The sequence below is a fragment of the Pseudomonas sp. Emmai genome, from assembly GCF_055179735.1.
Genome location: NZ_CM143685.1, coordinates 703473 through 718994 on the forward strand (window position 1 = coordinate 703473; position 15522 = coordinate 718994).

11 protein-coding genes are annotated in these 15522 nt (G+C 61.7%); all 11 read left to right on the forward strand.

What is annotated here, in order from left to right:
- Nucleotides 1-149 precede the first annotated feature (149 nt).
- The 11 genes from hutH (ACY4LX_RS03140) (at nt 150) to mdoH (ending at nt 15345) form a co-directional block, all read left to right on the forward strand.
- Entirely contained in the window at nt 150-1673 is a 1524-nt protein-coding gene (gene hutH / locus ACY4LX_RS03140; RefSeq protein ID WP_463259145.1) for a histidine ammonia-lyase, read from the forward strand.
- A gap of 114 nt (nt 1674-1787) precedes the next feature.
- Nucleotides 1788-3320, forward strand: a complete 1533-nt coding sequence (gene hutH / locus ACY4LX_RS03145) for a histidine ammonia-lyase (RefSeq protein WP_149659132.1) — start codon at nt 1788-1790, stop codon at nt 3318-3320.
- Nucleotides 3321-3465: 145 nt separating this feature from the next.
- Nucleotides 3466-4875, forward strand: a complete 1410-nt coding sequence (locus tag ACY4LX_RS03150) for an amino acid permease (protein ID WP_149659133.1) — start codon at nt 3466-3468, stop codon at nt 4873-4875.
- Between the two features lie 16 nt (nt 4876-4891).
- Entirely contained in the window at nt 4892-6097 is a 1206-nt protein-coding gene (hutI, locus tag ACY4LX_RS03155) for an imidazolonepropionase (protein WP_463259146.1), read from the forward strand.
- Nucleotides 6098-6107: 10 nt separating this feature from the next.
- Nucleotides 6108-6908: an N-formylglutamate deformylase gene (hutG, locus tag ACY4LX_RS03160; RefSeq protein ID WP_463259147.1), complete on the forward strand. Its 801-nt coding sequence runs from the start codon at nt 6108-6110 to the stop codon at nt 6906-6908.
- Nucleotides 6909-7090: 182 nt separating this feature from the next.
- A complete protein-coding gene (locus ACY4LX_RS03165; protein WP_463259148.1) occupies nt 7091-8038 on the forward strand; it encodes a choline ABC transporter substrate-binding protein in 948 nt (315 codons plus the stop codon).
- Between the two features lie 218 nt (nt 8039-8256).
- The gene (locus ACY4LX_RS03170; protein WP_463259149.1) at nt 8257-9174 is read left to right on the forward strand and encodes an alpha/beta hydrolase; all 918 of its coding nucleotides are present in this window, start codon (nt 8257-8259) and stop codon (nt 9172-9174) included.
- A 103-nt stretch (nt 9175-9277) separates the two neighbouring features.
- Nucleotides 9278-10249, forward strand: a complete 972-nt coding sequence (gene pip, locus ACY4LX_RS03175; protein WP_149659138.1) for a prolyl aminopeptidase — start codon at nt 9278-9280, stop codon at nt 10247-10249.
- The gene (gene dtd / locus ACY4LX_RS03180; RefSeq protein ID WP_463259150.1) at nt 10246-10683 is read left to right on the forward strand and encodes a D-aminoacyl-tRNA deacylase; all 438 of its coding nucleotides are present in this window, start codon (nt 10246-10248) and stop codon (nt 10681-10683) included. The genes pip and dtd overlap by 4 nt, the downstream gene beginning before the upstream one ends.
- A 275-nt stretch (nt 10684-10958) precedes the next feature.
- Nucleotides 10959-12782 (forward strand): glucan biosynthesis protein G, encoded by a 1824-nt coding sequence (locus ACY4LX_RS03185; RefSeq protein ID WP_463259151.1) that lies wholly within the window; start codon nt 10959-10961, stop codon nt 12780-12782.
- Nucleotides 12775-15345: a glucans biosynthesis glucosyltransferase MdoH gene (gene mdoH / locus ACY4LX_RS03190; RefSeq protein WP_463259152.1), complete on the forward strand. Its 2571-nt coding sequence runs from the start codon at nt 12775-12777 to the stop codon at nt 15343-15345. The genes ACY4LX_RS03185 and mdoH overlap by 8 nt, the downstream gene beginning before the upstream one ends.
- Nucleotides 15346-15522 lie beyond the last annotated feature (177 nt).

A 15522-nucleotide genomic window follows, 5' to 3' on the forward strand; every position in this document is an offset into this window, starting at 1 on the left:
GTTCCCACGCTCTGCGTGGGAATGCATCCCGTGACGCTCCGCGTCACCCCTGCGCCGGGCTTGAACCTTGCGCTGAACACGGGACGCGGAGCGTCCCAGGCGGCATTGCCACGCAGAGCGTGGGAACGATCAACTTCAAGAGGTCAAAGATGTCCCAGGCTGAAAAAATCGTTATCGCCGACGCCCCGTTGCGTTGGCAGGATGTGGTGGCCGTCGCCCGTCATGGCGCGCAGCTTGAGCTGTCGGCCGAGACCTGGGCACGGATCGACAATGCCCAGGCCATCGTGCAGCGCATCGTCGCCAGCGGTGAGCGTGCGTACGGCGTCAACACCGGCCTCGGCGCCTTGTGCAATGTCTCGCTGAAAGACGAACAACTCAGCCAACTGTCGCGCAACACGCTGCTCAGCCACGCCTGCGGCGTTGGCGCGCCATTGGCCGACGAACAGACCCGCGCCATCATCTGCGCCGCGATCCGCAACTACAGTCACGGCAAATCCGGCATCCATCGCCGGGTGGTCGAGGCCTTGCTGGCGCTGCTCAATCGCGGCATCACCCCGCAAGTGCCGTCCCAGGGTTCGGTGGGTTACCTGACCCACATGGCCCACATCAGCATCACGCTGCTGGGCGTCGGCAATGTCAGCTATCGCGGGCAGATCGTTTCCGCGCAGCAAGCCTTGGCCGAGGAAGGTCTGGAGCCGGTTCAACTCGGCGCCAAGGACGGTTTGTGCCTGGTCAACGGCACGCCGTGCATGACCGGTCTGAGCTGCCTGGCCCTGGCCGATGCGACACACCTGGTGCAATGGGCCGACGTGATCGGTGCCATGAGCTTCGAAGCCCAGCGCGGTCAGATTGCGGCGTTTGATGCCGAGATCATCGCGCTCAAGCCACACCCGGGCATGCAGCACGTCGGCGTCAATCTGCGGGCGCTGCTCGATGGCAGTGAAGTGATTGCTTCAAGCCTCGGCATTCGCACGCAAGATGCTTTGAGCATCCGTTCGATTCCGCAGGTTCACGGCGCCGCTCGCGATCAGCTTGAGCACGCGAAAAAGCAGATTGAAACCGAACTCAACTCGGTCACCGACAACCCGATGCTGCTGGGCACGCCGGACAACTTCCGGGTGATGTCCCAGGCCAACCCGCACGGCCAGTCCGTGGCGATGGCGGCGGATCTGCTGGCGATGGCCATGGCCGAAATCGGCTCGATTGCCGAGCGGCGCCTGGATCGCTTGATCAACCCGCACGTCAGTGGCTTGCCGGCGTTTCTGGTGGCCAATCCGGGGGTGAACTCCGGGATGATGATCGTCCAATACGTCGCCGCTTCGCTGTGTGCGGAAAACCGCCAGTTGGCGCAACCGGCGGTGCTCGACAACTACGTCACCTCTGGCCTGCAGGAAGACCACCTGAGCCTCGGCACCAACGCCGCGCTGAAGCTGCACCGCGCCCTGGAAAACGTCACGCAGATCCTCGCCATCGAGTACCTGCTGGCGGCCCAGGCGTTTGAATTCCTCAAGGAACAACGCTTCGGCGCCGGCACCGATACCGCTTGGCGTCTGCTGCGCGAACGGGTTCCGGCCTACGACCAGGACCGTTGGCTGGCACCGGACATCGCCGCCGCTGCCAGCGTGCTGAAAGACCCGATTTTGCTGCAAATGGCTTTACCCAATCTGAACTGAAATCCACAACACCAGCGTGCCAAGGCGCGTCTCCCCACAAACGAGACGCGACGGACAACGGACATCTCCGGAGCGTCTGGTGAGTTAATAAAAAACTCTCAAAAGGAGAACGATGTGACTGCGCTTAATTTGATTCCCGGCCAACTGAGCCTTGCCCAACTGCGTGATGTGTATCAGCAACCGGTGAAACTCACCCTCGACAACAGCGCCTCGGCCCAGATCGAAGCCAGCGTTGCCTGCGTGGAACAGATCCTCGCCGAAAACCGCACCGCCTACGGCATCAACACCGGTTTCGGCCTGCTGGCCTCGACCCGCATCGCCAGCGAAGACCTGGAAAACCTCCAGCGCTCGCTCGTTCTGTCCCACGCCGCCGGCGTCGGCGAGCCGATCAGCGACGCACTGGTGCGCCTGGTCATGGTGCTCAAGGTCAACAGCCTGAGCCGTGGTTTCTCCGGGATTCGCCGCGTGGTCATCGACGCGCTGATCGCCCTGATCAACGCCGAGGTTTACCCGCACATTCCATTGAAAGGTTCGGTCGGTGCATCCGGCGACCTGGCGCCGTTGGCGCACATGTCCCTGGTGCTGCTGGGCGAAGGCAAGGCACGCTACAAGGGCGAGTGGATGGAAGCCACCGAAGCGCTGAAAGTCGCCGGCCTGACGCCGCTGACCCTCGCGGCCAAAGAAGGCCTGGCGCTGCTCAACGGCACCCAGGTGTCGACCGCTTATGCACTGCGCGGTCTGTTCGAAGGCGAGGACCTGTTCGCCGGCGCCCTGGCCATTGGCGGCATGACCGTTGAAGCGGTATTGGGCTCGCGCTCGCCGTTCGACGCACGCATTCACGCCGCCCGTGGCCAGAAAGGCCAGATCGACGCCGCTGCTGCTTACCGCGATCTGTTGGGCGAGCGCAGTGAAGTGTCCGATTCGCACCAGAACTGCGAAAAGGTCCAGGACCCGTACTCTCTGCGCTGCCAGCCGCAAGTCATGGGCGCCTGCCTGACCCAGTTCCGTCAGGCGGCCGAAGTGTTGGCCGTCGAAGCCAACGCCGTGTCCGACAACCCGTTGGTCTTCGCCGCTGAAGGCGACGTGATCTCCGGCGGTAACTTCCACGCCGAGCCAGTGGCCATGGCCGCTGACAACATGGCATTGGCCATCGCCGAAATCGGTTCCCTGAGCGAGCGTCGTATCTCGCTGATGATGGACAAGCACATGTCGCAACTGCCGCCGTTCCTGGTGGCCAATGGCGGCGTGAACTCCGGCTTCATGATCGCCCAGGTGACGGCGGCGGCCCTGGCCAGCGAGAACAAGGCGTTGTCCCATCCGCATTCGGTGGACAGCCTGCCGACATCTGCCAACCAGGAAGATCACGTGTCCATGGCGCCGGCCGCTGGCAAGCGTCTGTGGGAAATGGCCGAAAACACGCGCGGCGTGTTGGCGGTCGAGTGGCTGGCGGCGGCTCAGGGCCTCGACCTGCGTGACGGTCTGAAGACCTCGACCAAACTGGAAAAGGCCCGCGCCATCCTGCGTGCCGAAGTGCCGTTCTATGAGAAGGACCGCTTCTTCGCGCCGGACATCAATGCGGCGAGCGAGTTGTTGGCGACCCGTTGCCTGAACGAACTGGTGGCGGCGAAGTTGTTGCCGAGCCTGTAAGTCTGTTGGTGATCGTTCCCACGCGCTGCGTGGGAACGCAGCCCGTGACGCTCCGCGTCACTGGACGCGGAGCGTCCCCAGAGGCATTCCTTTGCTGCGCATGGGAACGATCAACTCCACCAATAAAAATAATTAAGGACGAGCAATGCAACCGCAAGCAAAAGGATTAAAGCGCGGGCTCTCTGCCCGACATATTCGCTTCATGGCGCTGGGGTCGGCGATCGGCACCGGGCTGTTCTACGGTTCTGCCTCGGCCATTCAAATGGCCGGGCCTGCGGTACTGCTCGCCTACCTGATGGGTGGCGCGGCGGTGTTCATGGTCATGCGCGCCCTCGGTGAGATGGCGGTGCACAACCCGGTGGCCGGCTCGTTCGGTCACTACGCCAGCACCTACCTGGGGCCGATGGCGGGCTTCATCCTCGGTTGGACCTACGCGTTTGAAATGGTCATCGTCGGCATGGCTGACGTCACCGCGTTCGGTATTTACATGGGCTTCTGGTTTCCGGAAGTCGCGCGCTGGATCTGGGTCCTGGGCATCGTTTCGGTGGTCGGCGGCCTGAACCTGTGCAACGTCAAAGTCTTTGGCGAAATGGAGTTCTGGCTGTCGCTGCTCAAGGTCGCGGCCATCGTCGCGATGATCCTCGGCGGCTTCGGCATCATGCTGTTCGGCATCAGCACCGCCCCTGGCGCCCAGGCGACTGACATCAGCAACCTCTGGAGCCATGGCGGTTTCATGCCCAATGGCGTGGGTGGCCTGATTGCCTCGTTCGCCGTGGTGATGTTCGCCTTTGGCGGCATTGAAATCATCGGCGTCACCGCCGGCGAAGCCAAGGACCCGCAGCACGTGCTGCCCCGGGCGATCAATGCTGTGCCGTTGCGCATCCTGCTGTTCTACGTGCTGACCATGTTTGTGCTGATGTCGATCTTCCCGTGGCAGCAGATTGGTAGCCAGGGCAGCCCGTTCGTGCAGATTTTCGACAACCTGGGCATCAGCTCGGCAGCGACCATCCTCAACATCGTGGTGATCTCGGCGGCGGTATCGGCCATCAACAGTGACATCTTCGGCGCGGGTCGGATGATGTACGGCCTGGCCCAGCAAGGCCACGCACCCAAGGGGTTCGCCCGCTTGTCCGGCAACGGCGTGCCGTGGATGACCGTAGTGGTGATGAGTGTCGCGCTGCTGTTGGGCGTACTGCTGAACTACCTGATCCCGGAGAACGTGTTCCTGCTGATCGCCTCCATCGCGACCTTCGCCACGGTGTGGGTCTGGCTGATGATTCTGTTCACCCAGGTGGCGATGCGCCGTTCCATGAGCGCCGAACAGGTCGCGCAACTGAAATTCCCGGTGCCGTTCTGGCCTTATGCGCCGATGGCGGCGATTGCGTTCATGCTGTTTATTTTCGGCGTGCTCGGCTACTTCCCGGATACCCAGGCCGCGCTGGTCGTTGGCGTGGTCTGGATCGTGTTGCTGGTGCTGGCCTACCTGACCTGGGTCAAACCCGCGGCCGGTAAAGCTGCATTAGTGACGCGAAACCCTGATTTTTCTCATCGATAACCTAACGGAGGCCAGGATGAAAACGCTCTGGCAACACTGCAACGTCGCAACCATGGCGCAAGGCGTCTACTCGATCATCGAGGATGCGGCCATCGTGACGTCCGGTGCGCACATCGAGTGGATCGGCCCACGTGCTCAATTGCCGTCGGGCGACTACCCGGCGGTCAACGACTTGAAAGGAGCCTGGGTCACGCCGGGCCTGATCGACTGCCACACCCACACGGTGTTCGGCGGTAACCGCAGCGGTGAATTCGAACAGCGTCTGCAAGGCGTCAGCTATTCGGACATCGCCGCAGCCGGTGGCGGCATCGCCAGCACCGTACGCGCCACCCGTGCGGCCACTGAAGATGACCTGTTCGTCAGCGCCGCCAAGCGTTTGAAAAGCCTGCTGCGCGACGGCGTGACCACGGTCGAAATCAAGTCCGGTTACGGCCTGGACCTGGTCAACGAACGCAAAATGCTGCGGGTCGCGCGTCGCCTCGGCGCCGAGTTGCCGGTCAGCGTGCGCAGCACGTGCCTGGCGGCGCACGCCTTGCCGCCGGAATACAAGGATCGCGCCGACGACTACATCGATCACATCTGCGCCGAGATGCTGCCGGCCCTCGCCGCCGAAGGGCTGGTGGATGCGGTGGATGCGTTCTGCGAATACCTGGCGTTCTCGCCAGCGCAGGTCGAGCGGGTATTTATCACCGCACAGGCACTCGGTCTGCCGGTGAAGCTGCACGCCGAGCAGTTGTCGTCCTTGCACGGTTCGAGCCTGGCCGCGCGTTACCACGCGCTGTCCGCCGATCACCTGGAATTCATGGACGAAGACGACGCCATCGCCATGGCCCAGTCCGGCACCGTCGCGGTGCTGCTGCCGGGGGCGTTCTACTTCCTGCGCGAAACCCAGTTGCCGCCGATGGAGGCCCTGCGCAAGCACGGGGTGAAAATCGCCATCGCCAGCGACCTCAACCCCGGCACCTCGCCGGCGTTGTCGCTGCGCCTGATGTTGAACATGGCTTGCACCTGTTTCCGCATGACCCCGGAAGAAGCCCTGGCCGGCGCAACCATTCATGCCGCTACCGCGCTGGGCATGGCTGATACCCATGGTTCGCTGGAAGTCGGCAAAGTTGCGGATTTCGTCGCCTGGCAAATCGATCGTCCCGCCGACCTGTCGTACTGGCTGGGCGGCGACCTGGAAAAACGCGTCGTGCGTCACGGCGTCGAGACAAGTCTTTAGGAGAGCAGTTGTGGATAAGGTTCTGAACTTCAAACAAGGCCGCGTGCCGCTGCTGATCAGCATGCCCCACGCCGGCCTGCGCCTGACGCCTGTGGTCGAAGCCGGGTTGATCCCCGACGCGAAAAGCCTGCCGGACACCGACTGGCACATCCCGCAGCTTTACGATTTCGCCACCGAACTGGGCGCCAGCACCCTGGCCGGCGAGTACTCGCGGTTTGTCATCGACCTGAACCGACCGTCCGACGACAAACCGATGTACGTCGGCGCCACCACCGGCCTGTACCCGTCGATACTGTTCGATGGCATTCCATTGTTCCGCGAGGGCATGGAGCCGACGGCGGCCGAGCGTGCGACCTACCTGGAACAGATCTGGACGCCGTATCACCGCACCTTGCAGAGCGAACTGGCACGCTTGAAGGCCGAGTTCGGCTACGCGCTGCTGTTCGATGCGCACTCGATCCGCTCGATCATCCCGCACCTGTTCGACGGCAAACTGCCGGACTTCAACCTCGGCACCTTCAACGGCGCCAGTTGCGATCCTCAGTTGGCCACCCAACTGGAAACGATCTGCGCCAAACACACCGAGTACAGCCATGTGCTGAACGGACGCTTCAAGGGCGGCCACATCACCCGCCATTACGGCAACCCGGCCGAAAACATCCACGCGGTGCAACTGGAGCTGGGGCAGTGCACGTATATGGAAGAGTTTGAGCCGTTCCGCTATCGCCCGGACCTGGCGGCGCCGACGCAGGTGGTGCTCAAGGAATTGCTGGAAGGGTTGTTGGCTTGGGGCCAGAAGCACTACGCGTAACCGGTCGCCGACCGTTCCCACGCAGAGCGTGGGAACGATCAGCACTTCGCTATCAAGTCGCCACCGTGCAAATCTCGGTCGCCACAGTTCGCTTTTACCGCTCGTCTGCTGCGTAATGTTCTGGGCACGGTGCACCAAGACGCCGAATCCCACAATAATTGCTGCCGCACGAGATCCCTCCGATGAAAAGACTGTTCACCCGCTGTCTCTCAATCCTCTGCGGCACCGCTCTTTTGAGCACCAGCGTCATGGCCAGTGACGACGCGTCCTGCAAAGCCGTGCGCATGGGCGTGGTCAACTGGACCGACGTGATCGCCACCAGCGGCATGGCTGATGTGCTGCTCAATGGCCTGGGCTACGACAGCAAGCAAACCAGCGCCGTGCAGCAAATCATCTTCGCCGGCATGCGCGACAAGCGCCTCGACATCTTCCTCGGTTACTGGAAACCGGCGATGGACAAGAACATCGCCCCGTTCGTGGCGGCCAATCAGGTCAGGGTCATGGACAAGCCGAGCCTGGCCGATGCCCAGGCAACCCTCGCCGTACCTGAATACGTGGCAGCGGCCGGGCTGAAGACTTTCGCGGATATCGCCAAATTCAAAGACCAGTTGGGCGGCAAGATCTATGGCATCGAGCCGGGCAGCGGCGCCAATACCACGATCAAGACCATGATCGAAACCAATCACTTTGGCCTGAAGGATTTCAAACTGATCGAGTCCGGTGAGGCCGGCATGCTCGCCGCCGTACAACGGGCGGTGAACCGCAAGGAATTCGTGGTGTTCGTCGGCTGGACCCCGCACCCGATGAACATCAACATGAACATCACCTACCTGACCGGCAGCGAAGACGTCTACGGCCCGAACGAAGGCGCGGCGACCGTCTCCACCGTCACCGCCCCGGACTACGCCGAACGCTGCCCGAACGTGAATCGCCTGCTGCAAAACCTGACCTTCACCGCGTCCCAGGAAAGCCAGTTGATGGTGCCGATCATGGAGCGCAAGACGCCGCAGGACGTTGCCAAGCAGTGGCTGCGTGAGCATCCGGAAGACCTTCAGCGTTGGCTGGCGGGGGTCAGCAGTTTTGATGGTAAAGAGGGTGTGGCGACGGTGCAGGCCAGCCTCAAAAACTGATCACGATTGCAGGCAAGGATGCTTTCTGTGGCGAGTACCGCTTTTGTGGCGAGGGCGCTTGCTCCCGCTCGACTGCGCAGCAGTCGCAAATATTTACTGCAATGTGAAATTTTGGGGGCTGCTTCGCAGCCCAGCGGGAGCAAGCTCCCTCGCCACAGCAAGCTCCCTCGCCACAAAAGCGGTACTCGATCAACCCTGAACAGGCTGACACCTGGCCCATGCCTTCTTATTCCCTTTCTGCCCAAATGTCGGCCTTCGTCGAGAAAACCCTCGGCTTCAACAGCACCGACAGCAGCCTCACCGGGTTGCGCCAGGCCTACAGCGAGATGTGCCGGGCGTTTACCCCGCCCCGGCCCGTCGGGCTTGAGGTCACCGACTTCACCCTCGCGGGCGTGGCGGTGCGTTCCTATCGTCCCCCGGTGACGCCGCCGACCAGCGGCTGGCCGTGCATCCTGTATCTACACGGCGGTGGCTGGGTGGTCGGGGATCTGGATTCCCATGACTTCATCTGCGCCGAACTGGCATCGGTGACGGGAGCGATGGTGGTCGCGGTGGATTATCGGTTGGCGCCCGAGCATCCGTTCCCGGCCGGGTTCGACGATTGCCTGAAGGTCTGGCAGGCGCTTCGGTCAGGGCCGTTCTGGTTCGACCCGGAGCGAATGGTCGTCGCCGGGGACAGCGCCGGCGGCAATCTCGCCGCCGCGTTATGCCTGGCGTTACGCGACGCGGGCGAGCCGTTGCCCACCGCACAAGTGCTGATTTACCCGGGCCTGGGTGGCGATCACCGTCTACCGTCCCGCAGCGAATGCGCCGACGCGCCGTTGCTCAGCAGCCGCGACGTGGATTGCTATCACGCCCATTACTTGCGCGGCAACGCACCACCGAGCGCCTACGCCTTGCCCCTGCTTGCCGACGATCTCAGCGGTTTGCCCCCGGCATGGATCGCCGTGGCGCAATTCGACCCGCTGCGCGATGACGGTGTGCGCTATGCCGAGCGACTCAATGCCGCGGGCATCAGTGCAACGCTTTACTACGGCGAAGGGCTGGTGCACGGCTGCCTGCGGGGTCGCGGGCAGGTCGCGGAGGTCGACCGACTGTACGAAACGCTGGTCGGGTTTCTGGCTGACAGGCTCTGACGCTGCAAGGGCATGCTCATTGACGTAATTCGGGTTTATGATGCCGGACGGCAGAATAATAGAAGTCCCCCCAGGGATGACCCGACCCCTTACGGAGCGCGCAATGCAGACTTTGTTCCCGCAGATCAAACCCTACGCCCGGCACGATCTGGCCGTCGATAAGACTCACACGCTGTACGTCGACGAAAGCGGTTCCCCGGAAGGTTTGCCGGTGGTGTTCATCCATGGCGGCCCCGGCGCCGGGTGTGATGCCCAAAGCCGTCGGTATTTCGACCCGAACCTGTATCGCATTGTCACCTTCGACCAGCGCGGCTGCGGTCGCTCTACGCCCCACGCCAATCTTGAAAACAACACCACCTGGGATCTGGTCGCCGACCTGGAACGGATCCGCAAGCACCTGAATATCGAAAAATGGGTATTGTTCGGCGGCTCCTGGGGCTCGACCCTGGCGCTGGCCTACGCGCAAACCCACCCGGAACGTGTGCATGGCCTGATCCTGCGCGGGATCTTTCTGTGCCGGCCGCAGGAAATCGAGTGGTTCTACCAGGCCGGCGCCAGTCGCCTGTTCCCCGACTACTGGCAGGACTACATCGCGCCAATCCCGCTGGACGAGCGCGGCGACTTGCTCACCGCTTTCCACAAGCGCCTGACCGGCAACGATCAGATCGCCCAGATGCACGCGGCCAAGGCCTGGTCCACCTGGGAAGGCCGGACCGCGACCCTGCGCCCGAACCCGCTGGTGGTCGATCGTTTCTCCGAACCACAGCGCGCTTTGTCGATTGCCCGCATCGAATGCCACTACTTCACCAACAATGCGTTCCTTGAACCGAACCAGCTGATTCGCGACATGGGCAAGATCGCCCATTTGCCTGGCGTGATCGTCCATGGCCGTTACGACGTGATCTGCCCGTTGGACAACGCCTGGGAATTGCACCAGGCCTGGCCGAACAGCGAACTGCAGGTCATCCGCGATGCCGGCCACGCCGCCTCCGAACCGGGCATCACCGATGCATTGGTACGTGCCGCCGGTCAGATGGCCCGACGCTTGCTTGATCTGCCGCCTGAAGAAGCATGAAGGGTCTGTTGCAGCGCGTGCGAGGCGCGCGTGTCGAGGTAGCGGGGGAGGTGGTCGGTGCTGTCGACCAGGGTTTGCTGGTATTGGTGGCGGTCGAGCCCGGGGACACTCGGGCCAGTGCCGACAAACTTCTGCATAAGATGCTTAACTATCGTGTATTCAGTGACGCCGAGGGCAAGATGAATCTGTCCCTTGTGGACGTTGGCGGTGGGTTGCTGCTGGTCTCGCAATTCACCCTGGCGGCCGACACCAAGAGTGGGCTGCGCCCGAGTTTTTCGACCGCGGCACCTCCGGCCCTGGGTGAAGAACTTTTCGACTATCTATTAGGCAAAGCGAAAGAGGTGCATGGCACTGTGGCATCAGGTAGATTCGGCGCGGATATGCAGGTGCATCTGGTCAATGATGGCCCGGTCACCTTCCTGTTACAGGCCTGAAACGCCCTGAAACCTGTTTTTCAGGGCGTTTCGACTGAAAACAGGGATTTTGCGCGATAAATACTTTGTTACCCCCTGATGCTTTGTAACGCGGCCTACTAGATAATCGCGCGCTACGGGGATCAGCGTTCGTTGGCCCATTTGACTTATGTAGAGACTTGCCCGGACCTGTTGGGGAATCATTTAGCCCCATAGGAGTCGGAACAATGCTCGCCAACCTGGCATATAGATAGCTGGCCGTTGGTTTTTTGATCTGTTTTCGGCGAGGGTTGCTCGTGATTGTTAGTCCCTGTAATGCACCAAAATTGTCTGCCCAACGGTTCCGAAGCGCTCTGGTAGCGGGCTCTGCACTGCTGTGCCTGCTCAGCGCCGGCCAGCTTTGGGCATTCAACCTGGATGATGTGTCGGTCAAGGCGAAAGAGCTGGCCGGGCAGAAATACGAAGCCCCGCGCAGTAACCTGCCGAACGAATTCCGCGAAATGAAATTCGCGGACTATCAGAAAATTCGTTTCCGCACTGAAAAAGCCGAGTGGGCCGATCAGAAAACCCCGTTCAAGCTGTCGTTCTATCACCAGGGCATGCACTTCGATACCCCGGTGAAAATCAACGAAATCACGGCCAACACCGTCGAAGAGATCAAATACGACCCAAGTCGTTTCGATTTCGGCGATGTCTCGTTCGATCCTAAAGCCACCGAACAACTGGGTTATGCCGGTTTCCGTGTGCTGTACCCGATCAACAAGGCCGACAAGCAAGACGAAATCATGACCATGCTCGGCGCGAGTTACTTCCGCGTGGTTGGCAAGGGTCACACCTATGGCTTGTCCGCTCGCGGCATGGCCATCGACACCGCCTTGCCGTCCGGCGAAGAATTCCCGCGTTTCACCGAATTCTGGATTCAGCAGCCCAAGCCGGGTGACAAGCACCTGGTGATCTTCGCCCTGCTGGATTCTCCGCGTGCCACCGGTGCTTACCGTCTGACCCTGCGTCCAGGCAGCGACACCGTGGTCGACGTCAAGGCCAAGATGTTCCTGCGTGACAAAGTCACCAAGCTTGGCGTTGCGCCGCTGACCAGCATGTTCCTGTTCGGCGCCAACCAGCCGTCGAAAGTGCTGAACTATCGCCGCGAACTGCACGACTCCAGCGGTCTGTCGATCCATGCCGGCAACGGCGAGTGGATCTGGCGCCCCCTGAACAATCCAAAACACTTGGCGGTCAGCAACTTCGCCATCGAAAACCCGCGTGGCTTCGGCTTGCTGCAGCGTGGTCGTGACTTCAGCCACTATGAAGACCTCGACGACCGCTACGACAAGCGCCCAAGTGCGTGGATCGAGCCAAAAGGCGATTGGGGCAAGGGTTCTGTAGACCTGGTGGAAATTCCGACCGCCGACGAAACCAACGACAACATCGTTGCCTTCTGGAGCCCGGAAAAACTGCCTGAACCAGGCCAGCCACTCGACGTCGCCTATCGCATGCACTGGACCATTGACGAAGCCTCGATTCACGCACCGGACAGCGCCTGGGTCAAACAGACCCTGCGTTCCACCGGCGACGTCAAACAGTCGAACCTGATCCGTCAGCCGGATGGCAGCGTTGCCTACCTGGTGGACTTCGAAGGTCCGTCCCTGGCCGCTTTGCCGGAAAACGCCGACGTGCGCAGCCAGGTCAGCATTGGCGACAATGCCGAACTGGTCGAGAACACCGTGCGCTACAACCCTGAAACCAAGGGCTGGCGCCTGATGCTGCGCATGAAAATCAAGGATCCGAGCAAGGCCACCGAGATGCGCGCGGCACTGGTCCAGAAGATCCAGCCTGAAGATCTGGCCAAGTCGTTGGTGCCTTCCTCCAGTTCCTCTGTTGCCAAGGCCGACAAAGTCGCCGCCAAGCAGCAAGAGAAAGTGGACAAGCAAACCAAGGACGCCAAGCAGGCAGACGCCAAGCAGGCTGATGCCAAGCCAGTGACCGATGCCAAGAACAAGGACAACAAAGACGCCAAGCAGCCTGCTGCTGCGGACGCGGCCCCAGCCACACCGGAATCGAACGAGACTGAAGAAGTCCTGACCGAGACCTGGAGCTACCAGTTGCCTGCCGATGAGTAATTCTCAACTAAAGCCAGAGACTCTCTCCGAGTATCTGGCGCATTTACCGATGACCGACGAGCAGCGCGCGGAACTCGCGGGCTGCCAGTCCTTCAGTGAACTGCACCAGCGTCTTTCGTCGTCGACGTTCGACGCTCCTGCCGAGGCTGCACAAGCCTCGGTGGGCAAACGCTTGCTCCTCAACAGTGCTGAAGAGTTGGAAGAAGCGGAGATGCTGGCGCTTGACGCCAGTGGTCGTGTCGTACTCAAAGCGACTCCGCCGATCCGTCGGACCAAGGTCGTGCCGGAGCCGTGGCGCACCAACATCCTGGTGCGCGGCTGGCGCCGGATGACCGGTCGCACCAATCCACCAGCCCCGCCGAAGGATGAACGCGTGTTGCCAGCGGCTCGCTGGCGCACCGTCGGTTCGATCCGTCGCTACATTCTGCTGGTGCTGATGCTCGGCCAGACCATCGTGGCCGGCTGGTACATGAAAGGCATCATGCCGTACCAGGGCTGGTCGTTCGTCGACATGGACGAAATCATCAACCAGTCCCTGACGCAAACTGCGATGCAGGTCCTGCCTTATGCCTTGCAAACCAGCATCCTGATTCTGTTCGGGATTCTGTTCTGCTGGGTGTCGGCCGGTTTCTGGACTGCGCTGATGGGCTTCCTCGAGTTGCTCACCGGTCACGACAAATACCGTATTTCCGGCAAAAGCGCCGGCAATGAGCCGATCGCCAAGGACGCACGCACCGCACTGGTGATGCCGATCTGCAACGAAGACGTGCCACGGGTGTTTGCCGGTCTGCGCGCGACCTTCGAGTCGGTAGCGGCCACGGGTGACCTGGACCGCTTCGACTTCTTCGTCCTCAGCGACAGTAACGAAACCGATATCTGCGTCGCCGAGCAACAGGCCTGGCTGGACGTCTGCCGGGAAGCCAAGGGCTTCGGCAAGATTTTCTATCGCCGCCGTCGTCGTCGCGTTAAGCGTAAAAGCGGCAACCTCGACGACTTCTGCCGTCGTTGGGGCGGTGACTACAAGTACATGGTCGTGCTCGACGCGGACTCCGTGATGAGCGGCGAATGCCTGACCAGTCTGGTGCGCTTGATGGAAGCCACGCCGGACGCCGGGATCATCCAGACCGCGCCACGTGCGTCGGGCATGGACACCCTGTATGCGCGGATGCAGCAATTTGCGACCCGTGTGTACGGTCCGCTGTTCACCGCCGGCCTGCACTTCTGGCAGTTGGGTGAATCCCACTACTGGGGTCACAACGCGATCATCCGCATGAAGCCGTTTATCGAGCACTGCGCCCTGGCGCCGTTGCCGGGTAAAGGTGCGTTTGCCGGTGCGATTCTGTCCCACGACTTCGTCGAAGCCGCGCTGATGCGCCGTGCCGGCTGGGGCGTGTGGATTGCCTACGACTTGCCGGGCAGCTACGAAGAACTGCCGCCGAACTTGCTGGACGAACTCAAGCGTGACCGTCGCTGGTGCCACGGTAACCTGATGAACTTCCGCCTGTTCCTGGTCAAGGGCATGCACCCGGTGCACCGCGCGGTGTTCCTGACCGGCGTGATGTCTTACCTGTCGGCGCCGTTGTGGTTCTTCTTCCTGGTGTTGTCCACCGCGCTGTTGGCGGTGAACACCCTGATGGAGCCGCAGTACTTCATGGCGCCGCGCCAGCTGTATCCGTTGTGGCCACAATGGCACCCGGACAAGGCCGTGGCGCTGTTCTCGACCACCGTCGTGCTGCTGTTCCTGCCGAAGTTGCTGAGCATCATCCTGATCTGGGCCAAGGGCGCGAAAGAGTTCGGTGGCAAGTTCAAGGTGACGACGTCGATGCTGCTGGAGATGTTGTTCTCCATGCTGCTGGCGCCGGTGCGGATGATTTTCCACACCCGCTTCGTGCTCGCCGCGTTCCTCGGCTGGGCCGCGACCTGGAACTCGCCACAACGTGACGACGACTCCACGCCATGGAGCGAGGCGGTCAAGCGCCACGGTCCGCAAACCTTGCTGGGCTTCTTCTGGGCCCTGCTGGTGATCTGGCTGAACCCGAGCTTTCTCTGGTGGCTGGTACCGATCGTCGGTTCGTTGATGCTGTCGATCCCGGTGTCGGTGATCTCCAGCCGTGTCGGCCTGGGCCTCAAGTCCCGTGACGAGAGCCTGTTCCTGATCCCTGAGGAATACAATCCGCCACAGGCCTTGGTGGCGACCGACCAGTACACCCATGAAAACCGTTATCACGCGTTGAACGACGGCTTCATCCGGGCGGTGGTCGATCCACAGCAGAATGCGTTGGCGTGCGCGCTGGCGACGTCCCGTCACGGTCAGGCCGAGCCGATCGAGTGGTTGCGCGTCGAACGGGTTCGTCATGCGTTGAAGGCCGGCCCTGCCGGGCTGAACAACCATGAGCGCCTGCAATTGCTGAGCGATCCGGTGGCATTGGGTCGTCTGCATGACGCGGTCTGGAGCGAAGGTCACGCCGAGTGGCTGGACGCCTGGCGTAAATCGGTGAAAGCCGATCCCCATGCGCCGCTGCTGCCGCTCAAGCCATTGAGTGCACAGCCTCAGTTGGCGTAATGAAAAACCCCGCGAAAGCGGGGTTTTTTGTTTGTGGCGTCGCTGGAATGATCGTTCCCACGCTCTGCGTGGGAATGCCTCAACGGACGCTCCGCGTTCGGCTTTTGGGACGCGGAGCGTCCCGGGCTGCATTCCCACGCAGAGCGTGGGAACGATCAAATTCCTGCGCTAACCCTT

Excerpts from the sequence above, each read along its gene's own strand:
- ACY4LX_RS03170 (WP_463259149.1), top strand. The coding sequence starts at position 8,257 with ATGCCTTCTTATTCCCTTTCTGCCCAAATGTCGGCCTTCGTCGAGAAA.
- ACY4LX_RS03150 (WP_149659133.1), top strand. The coding sequence starts at position 3,466 with ATGCAACCGCAAGCAAAAGGATTAAAGCGCGGGCTCTCTGCCCGACAT.
- hutH (WP_463259145.1), top strand. The coding sequence starts at position 150 with ATGTCCCAGGCTGAAAAAATCGTTATCGCCGACGCCCCGTTGCGTTGG.
- pip (WP_149659138.1), top strand. The coding sequence starts at position 9,278 with ATGCAGACTTTGTTCCCGCAGATCAAACCCTACGCCCGGCACGATCTG.
- dtd (WP_463259150.1), top strand. The coding sequence starts at position 10,246 with ATGAAGGGTCTGTTGCAGCGCGTGCGAGGCGCGCGTGTCGAGGTAGCG.
- ACY4LX_RS03165 (WP_463259148.1), top strand. The coding sequence starts at position 7,091 with ATGAAAAGACTGTTCACCCGCTGTCTCTCAATCCTCTGCGGCACCGCT.
- hutI (WP_463259146.1), top strand. The coding sequence starts at position 4,892 with ATGAAAACGCTCTGGCAACACTGCAACGTCGCAACCATGGCGCAAGGC.
- mdoH (WP_463259152.1), top strand. The coding sequence starts at position 12,775 with ATGAGTAATTCTCAACTAAAGCCAGAGACTCTCTCCGAGTATCTGGCG.